Source organism: Algoriphagus zhangzhouensis (assembly GCF_900148515.1).
Lineage (GTDB): Bacteria > Bacteroidota > Bacteroidia > Cytophagales > Cyclobacteriaceae > Algoriphagus > Algoriphagus zhangzhouensis.
Map to the genome: position 1 here is coordinate 22,397 of NZ_FRXN01000008.1, position 24,354 is coordinate 46,750.

Sequence of the window (24,354 nt, forward strand, 5' to 3'; positions counted from 1 at the left end):
ATCAGAAAAGAAAACTGAACCCTCCATGGCGGAAGCTTTCTAAACTCTTTGACGGAATAATTCCGTGATTTCACCTTTACAAAATTCCAATGGCACCTTAATGGATCAGCACAAAAGAGATATGCTAAAGATCAAACAGATTGAGAAAGGATGGTTTATCTACCTTATCTCGCAATCGCGAAGCGGATTGCGTATCTTCTATCTATCTCGCGAAGCATATCTTAACAATATTTCGCGAAGCATATTTCCTTTAATACTATGTTTGATGAAATCGTTTCGCCCTAATTAGATAGGATAGTCCCGCGGAAGAGTACAAAAAATCCACAGGAGCAATCAGGGTAAAAATGTTAAGCCTTATTCAGGCTGTTTTGGTTTGATAGGATAAAGCCGATCAAATTCTAAAATCCCCAACATTATCCTAATTACTTTCTGAAGAGCAAATAAATCCTTACCAAATCCCAAAAGCTTGCGGAACGAAACTCTAAAGAAAACAATGGATAGAAATACTTGCTTCATGCTTATTCTGATTTTGAAAAATACTCCAACAGCCTATAGATGTTCTTGATATACTCTTGCTGTACCCGATTGCAATCCTCCACTTTGATAAGGTCTAGAATCCCTAAAATAGATTCCTTAAAAAGACCTGCCTCTTGAATTGGTATCTGGATTAAATCTCCCAATTCCTGCGTATGACCTTTGTTTCTTTGCATTATAAAACATGTCTTTCTGTAAATATATCATGTTTATCTTGATTTTCAAAAACATTTTATCAAGTTATTCTTGATATTTTTCAAGTATTTTATACTTTCCGTAAAGAAAAAAATGAATGACAAGACTTGGAGAAATATTTACCCGCAAATCAATCAATAAAGCAGATGTTGCAAGGAAATCCGGATTAACCTCTCAAAGAATTGGTGTTTTAACTCTAGACCAAAAAGCCAAACTTACTGTCGCTGAACTCTACCTAATCGCCAAGGCGATTGATGAGGATCCTTGTAAGCTATTGGACTATGTCTGTCAGGATTTAAAATAAAAAAACCCCTCAAAACCGAAGTCTTGAGGGGATTATATTGAGTTGAGGAAAAAGGTTCTAAACTTGGATTGCTGAAATAGTTTTAAATTTCTCACCTACTCCTGCCATATGAAGGGATTGCATTCCAAATTCGTTTTTAAGCTTTTTAAAATGGGCTAGAATTTCCTTTAACTCATTCATTGACTCTTTGGGAGCATTGGCAAAATTATGTGGATGCCACCATAAGTGATATACTTCCCCTCTTTTTGCAGCATTTTCCATTTCTGATTTCACACGATTCAACCTAACCTGGTTCATCAATAGATTTCCTTTTTTATAAGGTCTTAAAATTCTAGAAGCAGGGATAACCAATGGTTCATTGGGATAAGGTTTTATTTCTGTGATAGGGTAAGAGGATCGAGAACCCACTTCAAAAAAGCAATCTGCAGAACGAAACACTTTCTTCCCTATACTTTCATGCTGGGTTTCTTGCCAAAACCAATTTTTAGGATTCCCTCTGACATATTCATAACCCTCTACCAAGCAAATAGGTAGATACAATTCATTAATATGGTTTCTTGGAAAGACCAAGGACTTTAATGAAACTCCAAACTTATCTTGAGCTATCCTTTGAGTGGACTTCAAATCCATTCTGAATTGCTCCGGGCTTTGACCACGCATCAAAGTATAATAATGGGCATAGGTATGGGAGCCTAACTCCTGTCCAGGAGTATCCAATATTCTTCTAATCAATTCTGGAGCAAAATGAACTTCAGGTTTTATTCCATTGACTTTGACCCATTCATAAGCCGACAGTTCTTTTACTCTATAGCTTGGAAGATATTCAGGCGAATAGGATTTCCATTCCTCCTCATTATCTGCAAACAACATCCCCACTGTTGCCCAGGTGACTTGAATATTATATTCAACAAATAGATCCAACATTTGAGGGACCAAATCTCTTGTATTTAAAAAATACTGAGGCTTGTAGCTTGTCCCAACTTTATCAAAAATCCCCCAAAGGAGTTCGAAGTCAAGAGAGATGGAGAGGGTTCCGGGATTCATAAATGGATAGCATGAACATTTAATCTAACAATTTAAAAAAATGATGAAAGGGGAAAAAGAAATTTAGGATTAGGGAATGGGGATTAGGGATTAGGGATTCGGAATTGGGGAAAAGGAAAATGGGATTGGGAAATTGAGATTGGGAATTAGGGATTGGGGAATAGGGATTTGGGTTAAAAGATTCTCAAATTTTGGATGATGGTTTATTTTTTTCTGTAAGGTACCTGATATAGCCATTCAGGATTTTTAGTGAAGTAATGCAATCATTTTGAACGGATGAAAACAAATCAATTTCAATATAATGACAATCTTTTGCCTCAATTAAATGATCAAGAATTTCACCCAATGAACCTCTTGAATTATAATAAAACTTTCTGCTATCCAAAAAATGGAATCTACCCCAACCTTCGGCAATATTTGCTGTTGCAGACCTAGCCGCTCTTAGCAATTGAGCCTTAAGGTCATACTTCTCAGAGTCAGGGATTCTCGATAGAATTTCAAGTCGAATCCTATTTTTAAGAGAATATGCGCTTTGCCAGCATTTCAAATCTTCAAAAGTATCCATAAAAAGTATGCTTGATCTTCTTCAAAATAACAAAGCCTAACCAAAAACTAAAAAAATAATCAAACTTTTACTCCTATTCAATCCCCGAATCCCTTTTTAACCATTACAACGCCGAAGGCATACAACGCGTAGCGTACAACTATTACAACAGCGCAGCAAAAAAAACGCCGAAGGCCAACAACGCGAAGCGTATAACAATTACAACTGCGCAGTTAACAACGCCGAAGGCAAACCTACCCCCCAACCAACTCCGCCTCTTCCCTATTCCTTCTCTCCTCCTCTACAATTCTATTAAAAATCTCTCCTCTCTTTTTAATTCTATTTGTCTTTTGCCAATCCATAAAAGCAACAACCACAAAAAGCATAAAATACATGATTTGGGATTTCTGCCGAATAATGATTCCGAGATTGGACATTACAAAAGTCATGGAGATTGAGATAGATAGAAATACCACTGCAGACATTTTAACCATAGCAGGAGCATCTTTAATATAAGTAATGAAATCCTTCTTAAGGATTTTGCTGAACATATAGATATAGAGCGCATTTTCAAAAGAAATAGCAATACCCAAAGCATTTGGAGAATCTACAAACAAAGGTCTAAACCAAAAGGTAAATAGTTTCATAGGAAGACTATAAGAACCCATGTCTACTGCTGATCCTGCAGTTTGTAAACGAGTTCTATTCAAAGCAGATTCCTCCTCAAAGCTTTCCAACAGATTATTTGGATCGTATCCCAAATAAAGGATCAAATCCTCATAAACATAAATACTCATGGCAATTGAGAAAATCACGACCATATACTTTTGATAAAGGGGAACCTTTTCCTTTCCCAAAACGAACCCTACACCCATCCCAATTAATATGGCAAAAAGTATATGAGGGCGAATCATGTAGGTTAAAAAACTTCCAAAAGCTATATGAAAAGGCCTTTTTGCAGGCCATGATAGACCATAAGTCAAAAATCCAATCCCTGCAAATATTACCGCTCCTTTTCCTAGGGATGCAGTCCAAAAATGCATGTTCGGCAGAAACATAAATATGGTAATAGCATCCCAACCCTCAAATTTTGGATTAAAGCGAAGATTCTCTTTAAAAAATAAGTAAAAAAAGACAAAGCCCCAGAACCCTAACCAAGTTGCAAGAAACATCATCATATCATAGTTAAAGCCAAACCAATTAATCCAAGGATAAGCTAACCAATGAACAAAGACAGTCCCCTCCTCGAAAGAGTTGGACCAATTTGTGATTCTACTTGTATAATAATAATACATAGTAGAATCAGACCTATTAAATTGAGCATAAGTCCAATAAACCAATCCAAAAAACATATGGTACCAGTACAATTGGTTGAGTAATCCTGCTTTCAACCATTTATGCTCTTTTTGGAGGTTTTTAAGTATCGGTTGACTTATCCAAAAAAGAAAAAATATAAGAAGCACTGCCCCTAACATATTTGTTTACTTAATTTTAGAAAAACAGAATTATACACCTGTTCAAGTTCTCCAACCATTTTTTTCATACTAAACTTTTCAAGGACTTGTTGCCTTGCAGCCAAGGACATACTTCGATGCAGATCATTTTCAGCAAGTATTTTCAAACAAAAGTCCTCTAATTCCTCCCAATCATTTACTTCACAAATAAAGCCCTGCTTACCATGTTGAATTACTTCTCCAATTCCACCAGCTCTTGTGGCGACTACTGGGACTTCACATGCCATTGCCTCTAACATGGCAATTGGAAGTCCTTCAAACTCGGAGGAACTTAAATAAATATCCATTATGTTTAGATAGGGAATGACATCTTTTTTAACTCCTACCAAATGGAAATTCTCTATTAACCCTGATTTAGATATCTGTTCTTCTAATTTAAATCTCCATTCTCCATCCCCTACCAATAAAAAATGAACCTCTGGATTTTTCTTTAAAATTCTAATTGCTATTTCCACCCAAAGCCAGAGTCTTTTTTGATCACGAAATACGGCAACTTTGCCTATTACTTTTGAATCTTTTGGAATGTCTAAAATGGATTTAAGGTCACTGTTTTTGGAACTAGGTATCGAAGATTTAATTTCTAATTTCTCATTTCGTATTTCGTATTTTCTAAACACTTCTGTGTTTACACCGTTCTGCACCACTTTCACTTTCATTCTTCCCCCTCTTTGATAAGGATCAATGATAGAGTTTAGTTGCATTGAAAGTACTACTTCATTGGAAACTGCAATTGCCACATCCTGCTTTTTGAAAGTTAATCGATTTCCCCAATAAGAAAGTTTATTATAACGATCCCAAGTATTATGCTCAGTATAAACTATGGGAATATTCAATTTAGACCCCACAAATCTAGCCAAAATGCCTGCCCAAGGTAGATGGGCATGGATAATATCAAATTCGTTTTTTTTAATAAAATCACGAACCTTATTTACTTGAAAAAAAAGCCCCAAATTTCCTGAAGGAATCAAATGAACCTGAATTCCAGCTGCTTCTAATTCATCAGCAATATTTTCTTTTTGATGATAGAAGTAAAGGCAATGAAATTCAAATCTACTTTGATTATGAACCAAAGCGGTTTCTGGAATTAATTTTTCGGCTCCTCCTCGTCCAAGGGACTTAATGAGGTGTAGGACTTTAATTTTCACAAATTCTAACCTTAAATAATTATCCCCAAACCAAAATTTTTGGGATAGTTGTACGCTTTTTTCCCAGTTAGTTTAGCTATATCATAAACCGCCTTTCTAACTTCTGGAAAACTTTCAGTATCATGAAAAACACAGCATTTACTATGCTGAACAGCCCAAAGACCGCATTCAAAAGTTTCCTTATAATTATGAACGATATCGACGTGGGCAAAATCATAATTATTGATATCATTTAAAATCCAATCTTTATAGTTCGATTTTATTAATTCAATATTTGGATATCCAATCAAAGCCTCCTTAGTCCTTTCATAATGATCTCCTTTATGGACAGTATGGGCATCACCAAGAAAAGTATCAACTCCTTTAACATTATCAAAAAAGTTTGAAAACACTACTGAAGAAAATCCAAATTCGACGCCAAATTCTATACATGTCTTTCGATTTATTTCAAATTGATTTAAAATGTCCTCAACAATAAATTCCAATCCACTCCATCCTGATTTGTATGAAAGAGTATTTTTTGGTTTTACCATATTATTTGGTTTGAAAGGAATCATAGGGTACTTCAAACTATAATACTTTCTCTTTGATCTTTTTATAAACTTTAAAACCTTCGAAGATATCATTGATTTATTTTGAAAATATTGAATCGTTGAACTTGAGAACTGCCAAAAAATTAGAGGTTTGGAAAACCTCCAATTCAGTAGAGTATTTTTCTATTTCATAGAAACCGTTTGAAACAATCCTAAAAATCTTATAGTTAGGACTCAAAAAATCAAAAAAATCTCTAAAAAACACTTTCGCATCTATATGACATTTCCCAAATTCAAATTGAATAAACTTAATTTCTTTGGAAGAAATCATTTCTTTTGAACCATATAAAGCAGCCAACTCATGGCCTTCAATATCAATTTTTAGAATATCAATTGAAGAAATACTATTCTCTTTACAAAAAAGATCTATTGAGGTGATTTGGACAGACTCCGTAAATTCATCTGTGAACGCATGTAGCTTATGCTTAAGATTATAAACTGATGCAGTTGTTCTTCCTCTTCCTCCTGAAAACAATTGCAACTTTGACTTTTCCAATCCTATACCAAGATTCACAGGTCTAATTTGAGTTATTAAGTCGGTCTCATTCTTTAATTGCTGAAAAGTAAATCCAGATGGTTCAAAAGCATAAATTTCTGCTTTACCTTCAAAAATTTGATCAACCAACATAGAATATTCTCCAGTATTTGCCCCCACATCAAATACCACAATTTTATTTTGGCTTTCAAGTCTTTTTTTCATCCACTTTATTGCAGGAATTTCTCCACTTACTTTCAAGGAAGCCCCTCCAAAATAATTCATACCTATCAATGAAATATGATGAAGCCATTTCCACAAGGGTTGAAGAATTTTTGACCGAAATATTTTTAAAAATAGTTGTCTCATTTCACCAATTGATAGAAGTCTTCAAAACGATTTGTAATATCACCAATCGAATATCTAGCCATAACAACATTGAATGCTTTATCTGTAATTTTATTTAGTAATTCATTTTCCGACTTCAAAATTTCTTTTATAGCCCTTTTAAAACCATAATTATCATCTGGTAATTTACACCAACCAGTCTCTTCCTCTTTCAAAACTTCAGAGATTCCTCCTACACCAAAAGCCACTACAGGAATTTTACAATACATAGCTTCCAAAATAACCCCAGGTAGTCCCTCAATTTTTGATGGCAATACCAATGCTTTTGCTTTAGATAAAAACGGGAAAATATTTTCTTGAGCAGCAATAACCTGAACTCTTTCCCATAATTCAATTCTATCAATTTCATCATTTAATTGACTTTTCAACTTTCCAGTTCCTATGTAAACTAAATGTAAATCTGGCAATTCCTGAATTAGGTTCGCAAACATATCTAGCATTCCAATTGGATCTTTTTCTGGGACTAATCCTCCTATTTGAATCAAAAACTTTTCTGGCAAATTAATTTTTAAATCTTCTTTAATCGCATGATCAATTTCAGTCATATCTATACCAATAGGAATTACCTCAGATTGAATTCTATTTAATTCAAATGTAGAATGTAGATCCAATTTTGATGCTTCAGAAACTGAGACAATACCTGATACCTGATTTAAAAGCCAATTATTAAATTTCAAATGCAATCTATTTCTTATAAAGTCCCCCATTTGATTGGCATTCCTATAAATAATCGGATTTCTCCACCCAAAAAGTCTTTTTGAAATAACAGAGAACTTTAAAGTATCAGCTGCATTCGCTTGAATAATATCTGGCTTAAAGCTATCAACCAAATGAGATAATTTTCTCCACCCTAAAAAATCAAAAAGCCGATTAGAAACCGGCCTATTTAATTTAATCCATTCCCCATTAAAAGGTAATTCAGCCTCTCCTGAAAATATACTTACCAAAAGAACCTGATGACCTTGCTTTCTCAATTCCTCACTCAATTGAGCCGCAAAAATTTCAGCTCCACGCCTTTGAGGTTTTTGGATCAGTTGAATGATTTTCATAGTCTTTTGTCAATCCTCAACTTCTAGAGTATTCTTGTAAATTGAAAAATAAGCATCTCCATTTGTTTTGGGACAATTCAATATTTTCAAGCCATTTAGCGCTTTTTGTCCTTTTTCAATAATAATGTTTGGATTATTTAAAATCTCATCGAATATAAGCCCTAATCCATTTTCGATCTTACTTGACAATAATTCCCTCTCCTCCTTGGAATTGTATTTCCCTTCACCATATTTATCCTTAGGCACTTCTATAATCCACCCTCTTTCATTTGAATTTATTTCTGGTAAAGCTCGAATATTTGTTGAAATAACCGGACATGCCATTGCTTGCATTTCTAATACAGAATAACCATATGTATCAGCATAGGTAGGCAATAGTCCAACGTGTGTGGATTTCAATAATTCCAATACCTCTGAGTTTGAAATATTTTGATAATGTTTGATATGGTTAGAGTATTCTGAAATGAATTGGAAAGCCCAATTTTGATCAGATTTGGAAGTTTTGCTTGCATAATCTCCAAATTTCAAATTACTAATGATTCTTAATTCCAAATTTGCACCTTTATTAATAAACATCTTAAACACCTTCAAAACCTCAGTCCCTCCTTTTCTAAAAAAATCATTACCAACCAAGGTGAAAATTATTTTCTCTCTAACATTAATTCCTTTTTCTTCCCAGGAATTTACTATCGGTTTTTGAGAAGGGTGAATTACTTGAACTTTGGAAGCAACAGCATCAAAATAATCTGGAAATTCTTCCTTGACTTTCTGAAGCATAATGTCATTTGCACAAAAACTCATTGCAACTATCCCTTTACAAGATTCAGAACAAATTCTTTTTATCCCCATTTCATCCATTCCCCATCTTGGAAGAAATGTTTCAAAGGTTGTGATCCAAGGAGTATTTGAAAATGAAATAGTATTAAAAAAATGAAATAAATCTACTTTCCTTTGAAAGGGAGCAAAATGTATATTTTTCAAAATGGAATTTGCTAAAACTCTTTTTAAAGTAGAATTTCTCATTAAAACTCTATAAGGAGATATGAAATCCAAAACTTTGAAATAGGAGACTCTATTCGGGATTAGACCAAAAAAGTTCTTTTTATGGTTATAACTTAAACCAATTGTACCAACCCTTATTTTTTCCTTATACTTCATTTGACTCTAAAAAGTCCAAAATCTTCTTTGATCGAATATCCCATGTAAATTTACTTTCTAAAACCACTCTCGCTTGATTCCCCAACTGTTTCGAAAACTCAGGAAATTCAATCAGTTTCATTAAACTAATTTCCCAATCCTCCAAGGAGTCTGGATCACAAAGAATTGCTGATTCATTGTGAGTCAATATCTCCCTGATTACTGGTAAATCAGAGGCTATAATAGGTTTTCCAACAGCCATATATTCAAAGATCTTCAAGGGGGACATCCATTTTGATAAATTGTTGGATTTCTTTGAACTCTTTACAAAAACCTTCTGAAGATATGGCGCCAACAAAATATCAAACTGATTCATAAATTTCTGAGAATTCTTTGGGGATTGGAATCCATGAAAAATCAGGTTATTCTCTTCTCCAGAGAATTGAGTCTTCCAAAATTCTAACTGTGCTTCATTCCCCCCTACAACATGAAAATCAATTTGTTTCATTTTTTTACTCAATGGAAGGATAATTTCCATCCCCTTTCCCTGAAATAAAGAACCCACATAACCCACCTTTAACTTTTCATTGTTAAGCCTGATTTCAGGATTAGATTTTTGAATTTTATCAGCGCCATCATGGGCCAATAATATCGCTTTTGAATCAATACCAAACTCTGTGATAAGATGATCTTTAAGAGGCAAACTGATAACAATCCACTTTTTTACATTATTTCTTTCTACAATAAATTGAAATAGAAATTTCAACCATCCATTTTTTGTATTGAAAGGTTCATGAATTTCAAATGCAATTTCTTTTTTGAGAAGGCTATACCAAAAAGCAGCATAAATAGATCTAGTATAGGCTATTCGTTGAGCCTTTATCCCAAAAAATGGAAGCATCAAATTGTATAGTCTTCCCGAAAATTTAAATGCCTTCTTAGGAAAAAGAATAATGTCGAAACAATTTTCAACTCCGTAAAATGAGTGGATATCTGAAATTCCATTCACCATATTTCTAGTCCGCTTACCAACAAGAGTAACTTGATACCCTTGGTTGGATAAGGCATGGCACATTTTCATAACATGAATAGAATCAGCAGAATAGGAAGGAATACATGAATCTGAGATATAGATTATCTCTTTCTTCTTCATTTGAAAAGGGAATCAATACTTTTCACATTTGATTTCAAAATGCTTTGAGATTTTATTTGCTCTTCATTTTTAATTATTCTGTACAATGCATCATCCAAAAGAATTTTTTCAATATTTGAATTGGTAAGAACTTGAAGAAAATTTTGAAACTCAAACTCTGCATCATGAAACCCTTGTCTATCGATATGTTTTAATGTTTCGTCTACGGATTTAATATTATCTCTATAACCATCTGCATAAGCTGTTTTAAAAAATGTAAAACCGGTCAAATAAACTTCTTTAGCTTCTGAATTTAGTGCAAGGAATATTCCCAAAAATCCTCTTGTTGGGGAAAAGGATACAAAAAGCTTTTTCGCTTTTTGATACCATATTGACGGTAGAACCAATACTTCTCTAGAAGCCGATTTATATTTTTTGTAATAATTAAAGACGTTTCTTTTTCCAGAAAAATCAGATTTGGCTTGAACTAGGTGTTTCAAACTAAACCTATCAAAAACTTTCCAGTCTAGAGGCCCACCTCCTCCATCATCAAAATTTTCATGAAAGTTATGGATCAAGAAATCTGTCTTTTTTCCAATAAACTTTTCTTGATTGTCTTGATAAGTAATTAGTGCCTTATTTATTCTAATGACAATATCAAAGTCATCTATAAATTTTCCTAACTCTTTTTCATAAGCAGAGTTTGCAGCTCCAATTACTGCAATTCTCTTTCCTTTAAACTTCCTTTGAAAATCAAACCTTTTTGCCTTATTGAGGTACAAATAAAATCCATAAAGGTTTTCGAATATCCGCATTAGCTAAAACTCAAGATATATCCATTGTCTTTTTGCAGGTCCCAATTATTGTATCCAAAAAAATCGATCCCATTAATTTCTGCAGCCTCTAAATCATTTCTGGAATCTCCAATCAGAACAATTTCTGATCGAGAAAATGGAATTATCTGAAGCAAATTTTTAACCAGTTCAATTTTGGGAGTAGGAGAACCATTGATGCTACTGAAATAGGTGTGAATATCCAATTGTTGACAAAGAAGCCTTAATTCTTTCTGATCAGAACCCGATACAATATGCATTTCCTGATTGGAGAAATTTCCCTGGATGTATCCCAATGAATCTAGAATCAAAAGCTCCTTCGAACTTAATAAATCAAGCATTATTCTAGAGAACTTTGAACAAAGCTCTGAAATGAAATCCGTTGTCACTTCTTTTCCCAAGATCTCTTCAAAGAAATACCGAAATTTCACATATCGGGACCAACCTCCATTTTTATAATGAAATTGAATCAATTCTTCAACTTGTTCCTTAGGGTACTCTTCAAGTACTTTTCTAAATCCAAGCTCACGAGTTGGCATAGAATCCAAAATCACACCATCAAAATCCCAAAGGATTACTTCATATTTTTCTAAGTCTTTCATAAATAGCTTCTGCCACAGTGAAATCATCCTCCCAATCAATATCCCATGATTTGATTTTATCCATTTGATATAAGGAAGGGTTGATCCCCAAGCGATTTTTATTTTCAATATAAGTTGACCTCGGTGCCAAAAAGACCGCATGGTTTACCTCATATAGTGTAGGTAAATCCTGGGTTCTTGGCCATTTAAATTCCTTAGAATCTGAGTTAAATACTTTCCCTTCCTCATTTAACAAGAAATTCTGAAAAGGACAGACTGTCAACAAAGAATCGTTGCCATTTTTAAAAGCAATCAAATAAGCTTCAATAATAGAATCGTAATCCTCTCCATCTACAAAAGGAGTAGTAACATGCCCCCATAGAATATGATCAGAGTCAACTATTGAGGGAACATATTCGATCAATTCCACCAAAGGGGTAGAATCCATACAAAGCTGTGTCGGCCTTTTTATAATTTTCAATCTCCCACATAGATTTTCGAAACCTTCAGCGATTTTAATGGCTTCTTCATCATTGGTTGACAAAATAATTTGGTCAAGCAACTTACTTGAAAACAATTGTTTCAGTTTCAATTCTAACAATCCACCTTTCAAATCAGCAAATTGACGGGTACTTTTATTCGTTACCCGCTGACTTCCTTTTCTTACAGGTAGAAAAAAAGAAACTTTTTCTATCATAATATGAACAGTTTATTTAATCAATTTTTGATATAAGAATATGAGATTCTAAACAAAACAAGGAAGCCCATTTACTGGATCCTTTTCTTCTTTAGACCAAATCAAAACAACCTATTTGGTTGCAATATATTGCCCATAACGACCTGTTAAATGGTGGAAAATTGCAGTTCCATAAAGTCCTGACAATTTTCTGAAATAAGAAAAGCCATACTTGATGGAAAAGGGTAGTTTTACAAGTGACTTGATTAGAAAATAAAAATAGCCTAGGTACTCTCCTCTTGACCAAAGTATATATAACATGTTCCGAACACTATAATATTGTCGGTTAATTCTTGATAAATCCCCTATTGATTTTCCCTTCCACTTATATCCCGGTGAAAGATTCCCAGCTTTGATTCTAGCATCCATCATTCCTTTACCATCCACCAAGATCAAAAAACCAGCGTCTTTTACTCTCAAACAAAATTCTAATTCCTCAAAACCAAAAAACAACTTGGGATCTGATACGATACCATGTCTTATTACCTTAGAAGAAACTAAGATATGCTTATTACCTGGAACATAATCAGATACCAAAATCGGTTTCAATTCTGAATTTGTATATACCCTAGTCCTACCTCTATTTGAAATGAATCTACCACCTACCTTACCTACAATTCCTGTACTAGGTGAAGAATTACCAATTTCTAATAGTCTTTCAAAAGTTCCCGGATCAGTTGGTGGATCATCATCATCACCCCAATAAATCCAATCATAACCTTCTTCGTACAACTTTTTAAGACCAATAGATGCAGCACCCGCAGGACCTGAATTAAAGCCTACCCTTAAATAGCTGATAGGTTTATTTTCAAAATAGTGATAAACAGAATCTGATTCACTATTATCAACCACAAGGATTTTATTTGGCTGAATAGTCTGCTTTTTGATTAAATCAATCCAGATATTCAAGCAGTCAGTACGTTCAAAGGTGGTAAGGAAGACACCTAAAGTTTGCTTAGTCATTAATCAAACTTAAAATTTTCTCGTAATTAGAATCCGAATATTCTAGATCTAATTTTTGTTTATTCTTATTAATTAAATTTGATTTATCAAATTGTGATAATTTACATATAGCCAAGACTTTTTCCATTAAATCAATTGGAGATTGATTATCAAATAAATATTTATAATTTAATGGATCCAATACCTCCCGTATGGCAGGAATATCAGAAGCTGAGATTAATTTACCAGAATCCATATATTCCAAAATAACATTAGGACAGCCTTCGTGATGAGTACTTAATAGGCATACATTTGCTCTTTGTAAATAGGGTGAAATATCCACAACCTTTCCTAGGTAAAAAACACCATACTTAGAAAACAAATGAATTAAGTTATGATTATCATTTTTTATATCTGAACCTATAATAACCAATTTAAAATTCTTATTTATTTTTCTAATTAAATTCCATCCTTTAATTAATAATGAATAATTTTTTTGAGAAACAATGTTTGCAACATGAAGAAGAACTATATCTTTTTCCTGAAAGGAAATGTTTTTAAATACATTAGAACTTTTAATATCAAATTTTCTATGAGAATTCTTAATTACAAAAGTCTTCTTTGGAAAAGGAGAATTTAATGATGCAGAATAAGAATTAAAAATTAAACCAGAACAGTTTATCCAACAAAAATATTTCATAATCTTGTCAGGAAAACTTATAAAATCTTCAAGCCCATGATTCCGTTCCATAAAATAAGCTTTTTTTGCACCGGTAAATCTCCAAATCAAATTAATATGATAAGATAAATGCTTGTTAAAAGGAAAAATATAGACGGGATTAAAAGAATTTAAACACTTTACTAAACGAAGAAAATATTTGACACTTGCTTTTTTTGAACCATTAAAATCACTAGTAATTAGAAAATCAAATGGAATTTCATTTTCCCTTAAAAGTTCCAAATATCTAGAATCATGAATGTATTGAGCTAATATAATTGGATGAAAATTTTCCTTTTTTAAAAATTTCGCCCATAAAAAAGCTTGAATGGGAATCCCACCAAATTCAAATCTAGAAATTAACAATAGAATGACTTTGGGGTTATCGTTCATAAAAGATTCGGGAACAAGCTAATTTTTGATATAAAAAAGAATAGAGAAATATATCTTTGATTTTCCTAAACTTTATTTTCTTTTTATCACATAACCCAAGCAAATTAATCCAATCTTTAATAATATATTCAATTGAAAAATTCAAAGAATCTTCATAAGCCTTCATTTTTAAATCATTTAAGAACCTAGGATCTTCACATTTTATCAAAAAATCTTTCCATTCATTAAAATCATCTGACATTAAACCATTTTGAAAATTTACAATAATACGAGAATAACTTTCAAGGAAATTAGTAAGTACAGGCACACCCAAAGCCATGCTTTGAGTACACCTATTTGCAGACTTAACTAGATTACTTTCACTTTTATCTATTGGAATAATACAAAGATCATGTTTGGAAATAATTTGATCAAATGTTTCAACATCCCAATCATAATCAGAATTTTCATGATTAGAAAGAGTAAAAACTATCCAATTTGGAGCTATCTGGGGAAATACAAAATTTTTAATCTGGCTTATTAATTCCCATTTACCCAAACCAGATTTACCAAACCAAATTATTTTTTTTGATACAAATTTAAGGGGGACTGGCTTTTTAAATACCTCAACAGCATCAAAAATAATTTTAACATTTTTATGGCCCAAATTAATGTAATAATCTGCCAAACTTTGTGAAGGACATATAATTTGATCAATACATTTAGCCATACTAGATTTTACCGGAAGGTCACAATCAATAAAAATTGTTTTGGCATTAACATTTTTCACCCCATCAACTAATGCCAAAGTTTTAGGTCCACTTAATTTTTGAAATATAACGATATCGCCTGCAACTAATGAATCAATAAAAAATGAAACAAAAAGGGAATTCCAAATAATATCTTCTGTATAAAAAAAGGGCACATGGACTAAAAAAGATGGATATCCAAGTCTAACAAGTTGCAAATGAACATTAATTCCATGAATTCTAGAACTTGGAACTTTTTGATTCCCACATAATAACCAAAATATTTTCAAGATATAAATTTTGAAATAAACCTACCTAAATATGTGACTCTAAAAAACAATTGAAATCTTAATTTATTATTAATTAAAAAAAAATAATTGAAAAAAATAATTTTACTCATAATATAAAAATCATCAACTTTTATCACCCGCAACCTATTTGTTTCCTGAAAATCATGAATTCGAAATCCAATTAATTCTTTATCTAAAACCGCAATTTTAGAAATTTTAATAAACCTAAACCAGTACTCATAATCTAACGATTGTTTCAAATCTAATCTAAATAACCCTACTTTTTCAATAAAAGACTTTCGAAAAAGAACAGTACTAGGTTCACCTATAAAATTCTTTGGGTTTTTGAAAAAAAATTCTTCTTTAAAAATCGTTCCATCAATACAATAGAAATTATTAAGATCCTTTTTTAGGTTAAATTGTAAATTAGAATGGAAGTTCATCCAAGAAATAGTTTTTTCATTTAAATATTTAGAATCAGTTATGAATTTTCTCTTGCAAGATACTAAAGAAAAATCAGGTCTTCCTTCTAAGAATTTTACCATTTCCTCTAAACATGTATCATACATAATATCATCTTGAAAAATAAATTTAATATACTTTCCATTTGCATGTTTTAAACAATTATTCCAATTAGATCCAATCCCTTTTGCACCTTTATTATTTACCAAAACAACATTTCTCCATCCATATTTATCAAAAAAATTTTTAATTAAATTCATCGAGTCATCATCAGAATTATCATCCGAAATAATAATCTCATAATTAGGAAAAGTTTGACAGAGAATCGAATTCAAAGTTTCCAAAATAAATCTAGAGCCATTATAAACTGGAATACATATAGAAACTTGATTCATTTAATGAACTGATTTACCGAATAATTAGCAACTAATCTCTTAAATTTAACAGAAAAGTTAAATATATAAAAAATGACAAGAAGTGAAAATTGAAAAATTAACTTTCTAAGGGATATATACTTTAAATAATACCCACCTAAAGCAATATTTAAAAACCAAACTAAACCATAACTTTTATTTGTAGATTTAACCAATCTGAAAAAACCAGATCTATTAGAGTAAAAATAATCAGAATAATATTTACTAGTGGAAAATATTTCAAACAGAATACGAATTGAACTCAAGTTAGATTCTTCAAATCTTTTAGAGCCGAGATTCAAACCATTATTATGCATAACCCAAAACCAATCTTTTATTTTCATAAACAAAAATTTTGGATTAAATGACAGTAATTTTAATTCATAATCAACATCCTGTAGTACTCTTATCTGTTCGTTCCATTCAATCTTATTTTCATCTAAATACTTTCTACTTATAAGACAACATTGAGGTAAAAACAATGGCTTAACTTCAAAAACTGAACTTAACATAGAAGCAAATTCTACTTCTTCAATTTTATCTATAGATATTAAACCAGACTCACTTCTTCTAGTTATATAAGAAATAACAATATCCAAATTATTCAAAATCAAGTTGGAAAGCCTATTTTCAATCATAGTTTCCAACATTAAATCATCACTATCAAACCACTGAATAACCTCACCTTTTGATTTTTCTAAAGCAAAATTTCTACAAACATTCCCACCTTTTGGAAGTTTAATTGGCCTTTTATAAATTTTAAATCGAAAATCTTTTTGAGAATATCTTTCTAATATTTGATAAGACTCATCAGTACTATGGTCGTCAACAATAATGCATTCCCAGTTTATATAAGTCTGTGCAAGAATTGAATCTAATGTTTCTCTTAAATATGGAGCTTTGTTATAATTAGGTATAAGTATAGATACAAGGGGGTGATTATCCATGATTAACCACTTCTTTAATTATTGAATTAACTTTCTTAAAATACCCATTCTGCTCCAAATTTGTTGAGATAAATTCTTTCCCCTTTCTTCCAAACATTTCAGCCTTTCGTCTATTCAAATAAAGTTCAATAATTCCATTGGCCATTTCATATATATCACCTTCATTAACCAAAAAACCATTCTTTCCATTAAAAACTATATCAGGAATCCCTGCATGCCTTGTACTAATTATAGGTAATCCTGCTGCCATAGCTTCTAATATTGCTACAGGAGTACCTTCCTTATCACCATTCGAAGCTTGTTTGCTATGCTGAACAAAACAAAAGGAATTCTCCATCAGCTTAGCGATCTGATCTGGGGTTTGGATTCCCAAAAATTCAACCCCATTAATATTCAAAGCGATGCATAGGTCTCTACATATTGGGAGTAAATCTCCATCCCCAACCATTTTCAAGCTCAACTCTGGGCATTTTTCCTTGGCACGTTTAAAGGCCAGAAGAGTTAAATATGGTGCCTTTTTTTCAACAAATCTTCCTATTGAGATCATTTGATTGCTTTGGAGACTTGGTTTGAGAGCTAAAAAGCGGGAATGGGGGGCATAGGTAATTTTGATCAGTCTAAATTCAGGTGCCCCAAGTCCAAGAAGATCCAATTTCATCTCTTTCGAAACGACAATAATTCGCTTAGCTATCTCAAACAATCTAAGGTAAGCGTCCTTGTACTTCGCAAGCACCGAAGTAACTGAAGCATCGTATCCATGAAAATGAACCACCAATGGTATATTTAATTCCCTGGCAATAGGAGCTAACTCTGCTCCAGCGGGACCATAATTACAAAATATAAGATTGATCTGGTTTTCTTTGAGATATTTGATTAGGTAATGCTCTCGAAGGGGTCTTTTGATAATTCCCAGCCTCTGAAGTACTATATCCTTTAAAGGAGGGGTTTTAAAACTTTGAAGTCTCCCATTTAAGGTTAGGTTAGGAAAGAGTCCCCCGTAACAATGAAATAATTCTCCTTCCAAACCTTCTTTCAAATTTTGGATAAAGGTCTCTGAATAGGCATCGACCGAAGGAGAAGTAAAGCAGATTTTTATTTTTTCCACGCCATGGCCCCAAGGTTGGTAAATAGGTTTTGCTCTTTATTTGACTCCAGTATCCTGTCTTTTCGAAGAAGAAACTGGATAAAAGGTTTTATTAAAACAAACAATCGTTTTTGATTGCTCATGCTCATTTTTCGGCGCTTAATCCATAATCCGAGCACTTGTGCCAAGCTGGCATCCCAACCTCCCAAGCAGGAAATCCGAACATCCTCAAATCCCGCCTCTTCCAATTGATAGCGCAATCCAAAGGGTGTGTAGCGATAATAGTCGTGGGGAGACTCGTGAGTTGGCCAGATAAAGGGCACAGTAAGGACAATCGGAGAACCTGGTTTCAATATTCTAAAGATCTCTTTCAATGTCACTTGGGGATCAGGACAATGCTCTAACACCTCTGTTGCCAAAGCAGAATTATAACTTTCATCCTGAATAGGAAAAGTGATCCCATCCCATAATAAATCAGGACTGATTTCAGAATGGTATTCATTGCCTCCAATCAAATCAATTCCTGTATATGTCTCTATTAGAGAATTTTGGGTAATAAATTCCCTATATGGCATTTGTCCACAACCAACGTCAATTAAATTGCCGGAGAAGCTATTAGATTTTTCACTTATAAATTGAAAAATTGATTTCTTAATAAAAAATCGATCAACATTCTCAAAGGTGATTTGGGAGGGATTAAAGTCAATCATTACCAATATTTTGTAAAAATTCGACCAGTATAGTCAATCCTATTCAGAAAAATCGGTTGATCTAACGTTTCAAAATATTCGTCAACTGCTTTCTTACATCCTTTCCAATGTCCATAGTCATCAATAATTAAAACACCTCCCTTAACCAATTTTGGAAACAAAATCTCGAGTTCAACTTTTGTCGATTCATACCAATCGGTATCAAGTCTCAACAATGAAATTGCTTCAATAGAAAGGCTTGGAAGAGTAGCCTCAACTGGTCCTACGACGTAATTAATTTTGTCATGGGGATACTTTAGATCAGAAATATTTCTTTTCACTTCCTCTAATCCACTAACTGCCCAAACATTCGAGGTCCTATTTACATCAAGTTCAAGTAGCGACTTGGCGGAGGTACCATCGAATTTCGCATCATCAATTAAAGGGGGAGTCATCCCTTCAAATGTGTCACAGAGCCAGATTATTCTTTCACTGGATTGAAGTTTTTTCAAAACAGAGATCATTGCCATTACACTTCCACCCTTCCAAACTCCACATTCAACAAAATCGCCTTCAATCTTATTTTGTTCCAAATATCGAACGGCCCGAATGAGAGAAATCAAACGTTCCTTAGAGGTCATGGTAAATGGAAGTACAAATTTGATTATTTCAATTTCGTCTTCTGTCAAGTCCGCATATGAATTATCTATAACTTGACCTCTCTTCTTTTTAATAAATCTCTGTAACATCCCAATTAAAATTTTCCAAATAAGTACATGCATTGGGAGACCAATCAAATTCACGATAAATCCCATGCATATGCACTTCCATAGAACATGCATTTTCTATAGTCTGATATTTTTCACCACCTTTTCCTTCTCCAAAATGAGCTGACAACGTATATCTCCCCATATACAATTTTGGATTTTCTACATAACAAATGACCTTATAAACTCCTGGCTTATAGCAAAAAGCGATGTCAGTTTGAAACAGCCAACAGTGGACTATTGCCCTATTTTTTTGATCAAATAGTTGAAATGAAATGGTTGCATTTGGAATACGATTATTCGTTACAATCTCAAATTCAAAACTTAAGGGTTTGCCGAATGTGTGGTTTCCATTACTATCAGAAGTACAGATTCTAATTTCCCGAATGAATGCATCTGCACTATTATCTTCATCCCGGTACCATCCACTCTGTACAACTTCAAAGCCTAAGTAGTCATTAATTACAGAATGAATTTTTCCTTGAGAATACATTTCACCTTTGGAAAGCAAAATAGCCTTGGAACATAAAGTCGAAACGGCCTCCAAATTATGACTAACAAACAAAACAGTTCTCCCCTTATTTTTACTCACGTCCTCCATCTTACCCAGACATTTTTTCTGAAACTCATAGTCACCAACCGCTAAAACCTCATCAACAATTAAAATTTCAGGTTCTAGATGTGCTGCAACTGAAAAACCCAGTCGAACTTTCATGCCAGAAGAATAGAACTTAACAGGTGTATCAATAAATTTTTCAACACCTGAAAAATCAATTATTTCATCCAATTTAGAATCAATTTCTCTACGGCTCATTCCTAATATGGTCCCATTCATATAGATATTTTCTCTGCCCGATAACTCAGAATGGAATCCTGTACCAACTTCCAATAGAGAAGCGACTCTTCCAAAAATCTCAACCTTCCCTTCCGTTGGATCAGTGATCCCAGAAAGAATTTTTAGAAGAGTGGATTTGCCCGCTCCGTTTTTTCCAATAATCCCTAAAACTTCACCTTCTTTTACATCAAAGGAAATATCTTTTAAAGCCCAAAAAACTGAATCATCCTGAAGATTAAAATGACTCAAATTCCGAAGTCTTTTAAGGTTTTGAAATGGTGACTTTATGATATTGGAAACTTGACCTACTAAGGTATCCGATTGTTTCTCTTTCAATCCCAACCGATATCTCTTTGATAAATTACCTACTTTAATACTAGTTTTCACCTTCTATGAAATAATAATCGCTTTAACTTTTGAAGCTATTTTCCAAATCAGATTTCTAGAATACCTAAATGGAACATAGAATAGAATAACTGAGTAGGTAATAAGTCCATTCCAATGTTTCCTTTTTCCCGAAAGACTTGACCAAAGAGAATTAGTATGAATTCGATAATGTAAAGGAGAACATTTAACATATCCTGCTTCTCCCCAATTAGATAGGTAAGCAATAAAAAAAGTATCATGGTTTTTGGCCTTAAAAAATCCTATAGGAAAGCGCCTAACTACATTTCTAAACATAATTGTGTTTTGGTGAATTAAACAACCTGTAACCATGTCTTTTTTAGACCTGTTTTTTTTCAATGAATCAATTTTTAAGTTTTTATCAGAAATAATCCCTTCATTAGAATCAATAGTTATAAAATCATGAAAAGCTAAGACCAAATCAGGATTCTCCTCTAAAAAATTAAATTGTTTTTGAAGTTTATATGGATCAGTCCAATAATCATCACCCTCTAAATATGCTATATATTTCCCCTTAGCTAATAATACTGCCTTTTCATAATTCTTTGCCAACCCAAGATTAAATGCATTTCTATAGGCCTTAAAATTCAGAGGATATTTATCTTGAAATTCAGAAATTAAACTAAAAGTATCATCGGCTGAAAAATCATCTATTACAATAATTTCGAAAGAATTAGAAAGCTCTTGATTAAGAATTGAATTAATGGCCTTAGAAACAAATTTTTCTTGATTATAGGTTAAAAGTACAATAGATATATCTATGCTTATCGACTTTTCTTTTTCCATAAAATATTAAGATGAAAAATAAGGAGTCCGCTTAAATGAAAAAATCATCAAATACCAAAAAAACACAGGAATTAATCTCCAATGAAAAGAACGAATTGCAACTTGTTTAAAGTAATAAAATCCAAGTTTGATACAATTGAATCTATTATCTCCATACTTATACAATTGTCCCAAAAACAAATGAAATGCTTTAAGTTCGATTTTATTCGAAAAACCTTCCTCCTTTTTTATCCGATTTATTTTAGAAAGAATTTTTCTTTTAGCTTTTTCAGTATTTAATAGCCAAACCAAATTTGCTTTTCCTTTTGAGAAATGCTCAATTTGGATATTAGGAATAAAATAATTCTGAAACTTCCTACTTACCTGTAAACAAATATCTGTATCATATCCATGAAAACCTTCTAACCCATCATCAAATCTAAATCCCTCAAAAGCTTCTTTCTTTATTGCCAAAAACATACCATCCAATACATATACTTTTGATGGAACCTGTGCACCTTTTATTTGAGGACTTCCAACTATTCCTGCAAATTCTTTTGAATTTGATATATAATTGGAAAAGATAAAACTCTGATCTGAAATCCACCAATCAGATGGACTGATAGGTAAATATGATGAACCAACTACTCCTAATACGCCAGGATTTTTAAGGTTGTCAAAATAACCATGCAAAAACACACCCCAGTTTTGTGAATGAAATACTACATCTTCATGGACGAAAATCAATATATCATATATAGCCTCTGATGCTCCTTTATTGTACGCCTTAGTAATTGACAGTTTTTCTTTTTTATTGTCAATTTTAATTAATTGATACTCTATACCAATAGTTTCCTTTAATGATTTAGAAAATTTTTCGAACCAAAAATCATCGATTGAACAAACTATTACTGAAATCATCTTGGTATAACCCTCCAATCCCACCAGCCATAAAAGACATAGCTTGCTATTAGAATAAAGGCATTCTGAAGCTTTAAATTCTTCTGAAAAACAAACCAATAGCCCATAAAGACTAGAGGAAGGAAAATCAGAAATTCAAAGGAGTTGAAAAGCAATTTTTGAGTTTAAAGTTAAAAATGGAAATTTTAAAGTGTCTATTAATGAAGAATGGGGTATTAGGAATTTCTCGTTTCCGCTAATTCTAAGTTCGACTTATCATTATTGTAATTCTGAACTCTTAATAAGAATCTAGCAATCATCTGCTGCTCCTCTTTGGAAAGAATATGGTATAATGGTAAGCAAAGAACCCTTGTGGAAATAGCATCTGAGACGGGACAATCACCAGAGGTATAATCCAAGGTATTTAGCCCCGGATAGAAGTACCTTCTACAAGCAATGCCATTTTCATCCAATAGTTGTTTGCTTTTCAGCAGAATTCCTTCTGATTGAAATACAATAGGGAAATATGAATAATTGTAAGATTCTATTTTTTCAATGTTTGAAAATTCTACTGAAAGCTTTTGTAGCAGGTTTTTATAAAACACAAACTGTTCTTTCCTCTTCGCCAGAATAGATTCCAAGTATGGAAGAATTGCCAAGCCCATAGCTGCATGGAATTCAGAATTCTTTCCATTGATTCCCAATCCATTAAACTTATCAAAACCATCATGTCCAAAATTTCTCAAAAAGGACATTTTCTTCAATAATTCAGGGTCTTTTGTAAATACTCCTCCCCCTTCAATCGTATGGAAAATCTTGGTAGCATGGAAACTACAAGTTGAAATATCTCCATATTCAAAAATGGACCTTCCTTTTATCTTGACTCCAAATGCATGGGCCGCATCATAGATAACTTTTAAATTATGCTTTTTGGCAATTCTCTCTATTTCCTCCACATCACAGGGAATCCCATAAACGTGAGTAGCCAAAATCGCTGAAGTTTCTGGAGTGATGGCTTCCTCTATTTTTGTTGGATCTATAGTGAACTTCCCAGGAATAATATCCACATAAATTGGTTTACACCCTTCCCAGACAATGCTACTTGTCGTTGCCACATAAGAAAAAGGTGTAGTGATGATTTCACCTTTTAGATCTAGCGCTTTGATGGCTATTTGAAGTGCCATAGTACCATTACTGACATAAAGTAAATGGTTGACACCCAAATATTCCTTAAGTCTCAACTCCAATTCATTGACCAAAGGACCATTGTTAGTTAGCCAATTCCGATTCCAAATCCCATCAAGATAGCCTTGATAGTCCGCTTGGGGAGGTAAGAAAGGTTTGGTTACTGGGATCAAAATTTTAATTAAGAATGGTAAATGTTGAATGAGTAATTATCTGGTGTTAGTTGACTGTTGGGTGAGGGTCTTTAAGTGGTAAGCCGTAAGTGGAATTTGGTCCATAGTCCATAGTCCATAGTCCATGGTCCATGGTCCATAGTTGGAAGCTGGAGGTTGGATGTAGGAGGTTCGGCTGAGTGGCAGAGAGAATGGAGACTAAGGGACTGAGAGATTCTTTTTCCTAAATTCCTTTTACCTAGACTCTTGATTTTTAAATTATTCACCACAGAGGGTGCGGAGTTTTCACAGAGATTTTTTCCTAATCCCGAATATCGAATTTTGAATGATGAATGTTGAATGATGGTCCGCGATAAATATCGGGAATGGAAAACCTAGTAGCTCCTGATCCAAATAATTACAAAACGAAGCAAACAACCATTACAACTCTTTCT

27 protein-coding genes and 1 pseudogene are annotated in these 24,354 nt (G+C 32.9%); 1 reads left to right on the forward strand and 27 read right to left on the reverse strand.

All coding sequences use genetic code 11. The features are described from left to right. Positions 1-354 precede the first annotated feature (354 nt). Together BUF13_RS20725 and BUF13_RS20115 are read right to left on the reverse strand one after the other, a co-directional pair. Positions 355-516, reverse strand: a complete 162-nt coding sequence (locus tag BUF13_RS20725; protein WP_166669864.1) for a hypothetical protein — start codon at positions 514-516, stop codon at positions 355-357. Positions 517-518: 2 nt separating this feature from the next. After that, entirely contained in the window at positions 519-710 is a 192-nt protein-coding gene (locus tag BUF13_RS20115; protein ID WP_073573631.1) for a hypothetical protein, read from the reverse strand. 116 nt (positions 711-826) lie between these two features. Between BUF13_RS20115 and BUF13_RS20120 the strand changes: the two genes are divergently transcribed. Then, a complete protein-coding gene (locus BUF13_RS20120) occupies positions 827-1,033 on the forward strand; it encodes a helix-turn-helix domain-containing protein (protein WP_073573632.1) in 207 nt (68 codons plus the stop codon). Positions 1,034-1,090: 57 nt separating this feature from the next. On the opposite strand, the gene BUF13_RS20125 is transcribed toward BUF13_RS20120, so the two are convergent. The 25 genes and pseudogenes from BUF13_RS20125 to BUF13_RS20240 all read right to left on the reverse strand — a co-directional run bounded on the left by BUF13_RS20125 (position 1,091) and on the right by BUF13_RS20240 (position 23,920). Further along, positions 1,091-2,077, reverse strand: a complete 987-nt coding sequence (locus tag BUF13_RS20125) for a polysaccharide deacetylase family protein (protein ID WP_073573633.1) — start codon at positions 2,075-2,077, stop codon at positions 1,091-1,093. Between the two features lie 184 nt (positions 2,078-2,261). Next, positions 2,262-2,642: a four helix bundle protein gene (locus BUF13_RS20130; RefSeq protein WP_073573634.1), complete on the reverse strand. Its 381-nt coding sequence runs from the start codon at positions 2,640-2,642 to the stop codon at positions 2,262-2,264. Positions 2,643-2,875: 233 nt separating this feature from the next. After that, positions 2,876-4,012, reverse strand: a complete 1,137-nt coding sequence (locus tag BUF13_RS20135) for a hypothetical protein (protein WP_243839779.1) — start codon at positions 4,010-4,012, stop codon at positions 2,876-2,878. A gap of 77 nt (positions 4,013-4,089) precedes the next feature. Beyond that, positions 4,090-5,280: a glycosyltransferase gene (locus BUF13_RS20140; protein ID WP_073573636.1), complete on the reverse strand. Its 1,191-nt coding sequence runs from the start codon at positions 5,278-5,280 to the stop codon at positions 4,090-4,092. 11 nt (positions 5,281-5,291) lie between these two features. After that, positions 5,292-5,813 carry a hypothetical protein gene (locus BUF13_RS20145; protein ID WP_208327388.1) on the reverse strand — a complete coding sequence of 174 codons (522 nt, stop codon included), beginning with the start codon at positions 5,811-5,813 and terminating at the stop codon, positions 5,292-5,294. 97 nt (positions 5,814-5,910) lie between these two features. Continuing rightward, positions 5,911-6,633, reverse strand: a complete 723-nt coding sequence (locus BUF13_RS20150; RefSeq protein WP_166669865.1) for an FkbM family methyltransferase — start codon at positions 6,631-6,633, stop codon at positions 5,911-5,913. A gap of 80 nt (positions 6,634-6,713) precedes the next feature. After that, positions 6,714-7,805, reverse strand: coding sequence for a glycosyltransferase family 4 protein (locus tag BUF13_RS20155; RefSeq protein WP_073573639.1), 1,092 nt, complete (start codon positions 7,803-7,805; stop codon positions 6,714-6,716). A gap of 9 nt (positions 7,806-7,814) precedes the next feature. Next, positions 7,815-8,786 (reverse strand): glycosyltransferase family 4 protein, encoded by a 972-nt coding sequence (locus BUF13_RS20160; RefSeq protein ID WP_166669866.1) that lies wholly within the window; start codon positions 8,784-8,786, stop codon positions 7,815-7,817. 166 nt (positions 8,787-8,952) lie between these two features. Further along, positions 8,953-10,095: a glycosyltransferase family 4 protein gene (locus tag BUF13_RS20165; protein ID WP_073573641.1), complete on the reverse strand. Its 1,143-nt coding sequence runs from the start codon at positions 10,093-10,095 to the stop codon at positions 8,953-8,955. Then, complete coding sequence (locus BUF13_RS20170) at positions 10,092-10,889, reverse strand: glycosyltransferase family 29 protein (protein ID WP_073573642.1); 798 nt, start codon at positions 10,887-10,889, stop codon at positions 10,092-10,094. The genes BUF13_RS20165 and BUF13_RS20170 overlap by 4 nt, the downstream gene beginning before the upstream one ends. Beyond that, complete coding sequence (locus BUF13_RS20175; protein ID WP_073573643.1) at positions 10,889-11,509, reverse strand: HAD family hydrolase; 621 nt, start codon at positions 11,507-11,509, stop codon at positions 10,889-10,891. Before BUF13_RS20175 ends, BUF13_RS20170 begins: the two co-directional genes overlap by 1 nt. Beyond that, complete coding sequence (locus BUF13_RS20180; RefSeq protein WP_073573644.1) at positions 11,487-12,185, reverse strand: acylneuraminate cytidylyltransferase family protein; 699 nt, start codon at positions 12,183-12,185, stop codon at positions 11,487-11,489. Before BUF13_RS20180 ends, BUF13_RS20175 begins: the two co-directional genes overlap by 23 nt. 111 nt (positions 12,186-12,296) lie before the next feature. Beyond that, positions 12,297-13,187: a glycosyltransferase gene (locus BUF13_RS20185; protein ID WP_073573645.1), complete on the reverse strand. Its 891-nt coding sequence runs from the start codon at positions 13,185-13,187 to the stop codon at positions 12,297-12,299. Continuing rightward, entirely contained in the window at positions 13,180-14,277 is a 1,098-nt protein-coding gene (locus BUF13_RS20190; protein ID WP_073573646.1) for a glycosyltransferase, read from the reverse strand. Before BUF13_RS20190 ends, BUF13_RS20185 begins: the two co-directional genes overlap by 8 nt. Beyond that, positions 14,267-15,295: a glycosyltransferase family protein gene (locus BUF13_RS20195; protein WP_073573647.1), complete on the reverse strand. Its 1,029-nt coding sequence runs from the start codon at positions 15,293-15,295 to the stop codon at positions 14,267-14,269. Before BUF13_RS20195 ends, BUF13_RS20190 begins: the two co-directional genes overlap by 11 nt. Then, on the reverse strand, positions 15,292-16,152 hold the full coding sequence (locus BUF13_RS20200) for a glycosyltransferase (protein WP_073573648.1): 861 nt from the start codon (positions 16,150-16,152) through the stop codon (positions 15,292-15,294). The genes BUF13_RS20195 and BUF13_RS20200 overlap by 4 nt, the downstream gene beginning before the upstream one ends. Continuing rightward, complete coding sequence (locus BUF13_RS20205; RefSeq protein WP_073573649.1) at positions 16,149-17,117, reverse strand: glycosyltransferase family 2 protein; 969 nt, start codon at positions 17,115-17,117, stop codon at positions 16,149-16,151. Before BUF13_RS20205 ends, BUF13_RS20200 begins: the two co-directional genes overlap by 4 nt. After that, the gene (locus tag BUF13_RS20210; protein WP_073573650.1) at positions 17,110-18,222 is read right to left on the reverse strand and encodes a glycosyltransferase; all 1,113 of its coding nucleotides are present in this window, start codon (positions 18,220-18,222) and stop codon (positions 17,110-17,112) included. The genes BUF13_RS20205 and BUF13_RS20210 overlap by 8 nt, the downstream gene beginning before the upstream one ends. After that, entirely contained in the window at positions 18,210-18,911 is a 702-nt protein-coding gene (locus BUF13_RS20215; protein ID WP_073573651.1) for a methyltransferase domain-containing protein, read from the reverse strand. The genes BUF13_RS20210 and BUF13_RS20215 overlap by 13 nt, the downstream gene beginning before the upstream one ends. Next, the gene (locus tag BUF13_RS20220; RefSeq protein ID WP_166669867.1) at positions 18,911-19,639 is read right to left on the reverse strand and encodes a TylF/MycF/NovP-related O-methyltransferase; all 729 of its coding nucleotides are present in this window, start codon (positions 19,637-19,639) and stop codon (positions 18,911-18,913) included. Before BUF13_RS20220 ends, BUF13_RS20215 begins: the two co-directional genes overlap by 1 nt. Beyond that, positions 19,620-20,741, reverse strand: coding sequence for an ABC transporter ATP-binding protein (locus BUF13_RS20225; protein ID WP_394345377.1), 1,122 nt, complete (start codon positions 20,739-20,741; stop codon positions 19,620-19,622). Before BUF13_RS20225 ends, BUF13_RS20220 begins: the two co-directional genes overlap by 20 nt. 141 nt (positions 20,742-20,882) lie before the next feature. Continuing rightward, positions 20,883-21,683 (reverse strand): glycosyltransferase, encoded by an 801-nt coding sequence (locus BUF13_RS20230; protein ID WP_073573654.1) that lies wholly within the window; start codon positions 21,681-21,683, stop codon positions 20,883-20,885. Positions 21,684-21,689: 6 nt separating this feature from the next. Continuing rightward, positions 21,690-22,583: a glycosyltransferase gene (locus tag BUF13_RS20235; RefSeq protein ID WP_073573655.1), complete on the reverse strand. Its 894-nt coding sequence runs from the start codon at positions 22,581-22,583 to the stop codon at positions 21,690-21,692. A gap of 5 nt (positions 22,584-22,588) precedes the next feature. Beyond that, positions 22,589-22,738, reverse strand: a pseudogene (locus tag BUF13_RS20820) (MBOAT family O-acyltransferase); the annotation flags it as partial. A gap of 60 nt (positions 22,739-22,798) precedes the next feature. Beyond that, the gene (locus BUF13_RS20240) at positions 22,799-23,920 is read right to left on the reverse strand and encodes a DegT/DnrJ/EryC1/StrS family aminotransferase (protein ID WP_073573656.1); all 1,122 of its coding nucleotides are present in this window, start codon (positions 23,918-23,920) and stop codon (positions 22,799-22,801) included. Positions 23,921-24,354 lie beyond the last annotated feature (434 nt).

Bases quoted from the DNA above. Each gene is read 5' to 3' on its own strand.
- BUF13_RS20155 (WP_073573639.1), bottom strand. From the start codon at position 7,805: ATGAAAATCATTCAACTGATCCAAAAACCTCAAAGGCGTGGAGCTGAA.
- BUF13_RS20190 (WP_073573646.1), bottom strand. From the start codon at position 14,277: ATGAACGATAACCCCAAAGTCATTCTATTGTTAATTTCTAGATTTGAA.
- BUF13_RS20185 (WP_073573645.1), bottom strand. From the start codon at position 13,187: ATGACTAAGCAAACTTTAGGTGTCTTCCTTACCACCTTTGAACGTACT.
- BUF13_RS20145 (WP_208327388.1), bottom strand. From the start codon at position 5,813: ATGGTAAAACCAAAAAATACTCTTTCATACAAATCAGGATGGAGTGGA.
- BUF13_RS20725 (WP_166669864.1), bottom strand. From the start codon at position 516: ATGAAGCAAGTATTTCTATCCATTGTTTTCTTTAGAGTTTCGTTCCGC.
- BUF13_RS20115 (WP_073573631.1), bottom strand. From the start codon at position 710: ATGCAAAGAAACAAAGGTCATACGCAGGAATTGGGAGATTTAATCCAG.
- BUF13_RS20120 (WP_073573632.1), top strand. From the start codon at position 827: ATGACAAGACTTGGAGAAATATTTACCCGCAAATCAATCAATAAAGCA.
- BUF13_RS20180 (WP_073573644.1), bottom strand. From the start codon at position 12,185: ATGATAGAAAAAGTTTCTTTTTTTCTACCTGTAAGAAAAGGAAGTCAG.
- BUF13_RS20165 (WP_073573641.1), bottom strand. From the start codon at position 10,095: ATGAAGAAGAAAGAGATAATCTATATCTCAGATTCATGTATTCCTTCC.
- BUF13_RS20130 (WP_073573634.1), bottom strand. From the start codon at position 2,642: ATGGATACTTTTGAAGATTTGAAATGCTGGCAAAGCGCATATTCTCTT.
- BUF13_RS20230 (WP_073573654.1), bottom strand. From the start codon at position 21,683: ATGGAAAAAGAAAAGTCGATAAGCATAGATATATCTATTGTACTTTTA.
- BUF13_RS20220 (WP_166669867.1), bottom strand. From the start codon at position 19,639: ATGTTACAGAGATTTATTAAAAAGAAGAGAGGTCAAGTTATAGATAAT.
- BUF13_RS20215 (WP_073573651.1), bottom strand. From the start codon at position 18,911: ATGATTGACTTTAATCCCTCCCAAATCACCTTTGAGAATGTTGATCGA.
- BUF13_RS20175 (WP_073573643.1), bottom strand. From the start codon at position 11,509: ATGAAAGACTTAGAAAAATATGAAGTAATCCTTTGGGATTTTGATGGT.
- BUF13_RS20200 (WP_073573648.1), bottom strand. From the start codon at position 16,152: ATGAATCAAGTTTCTATATGTATTCCAGTTTATAATGGCTCTAGATTT.
- BUF13_RS20205 (WP_073573649.1), bottom strand. From the start codon at position 17,117: ATGGATAATCACCCCCTTGTATCTATACTTATACCTAATTATAACAAA.
- BUF13_RS20150 (WP_166669865.1), bottom strand. From the start codon at position 6,633: ATGAATTATTTTGGAGGGGCTTCCTTGAAAGTAAGTGGAGAAATTCCT.
- BUF13_RS20235 (WP_073573655.1), bottom strand. From the start codon at position 22,583: ATGATTTCAGTAATAGTTTGTTCAATCGATGATTTTTGGTTCGAAAAA.
- BUF13_RS20170 (WP_073573642.1), bottom strand. From the start codon at position 10,889: ATGCGGATATTCGAAAACCTTTATGGATTTTATTTGTACCTCAATAAG.
- BUF13_RS20125 (WP_073573633.1), bottom strand. From the start codon at position 2,077: ATGAATCCCGGAACCCTCTCCATCTCTCTTGACTTCGAACTCCTTTGG.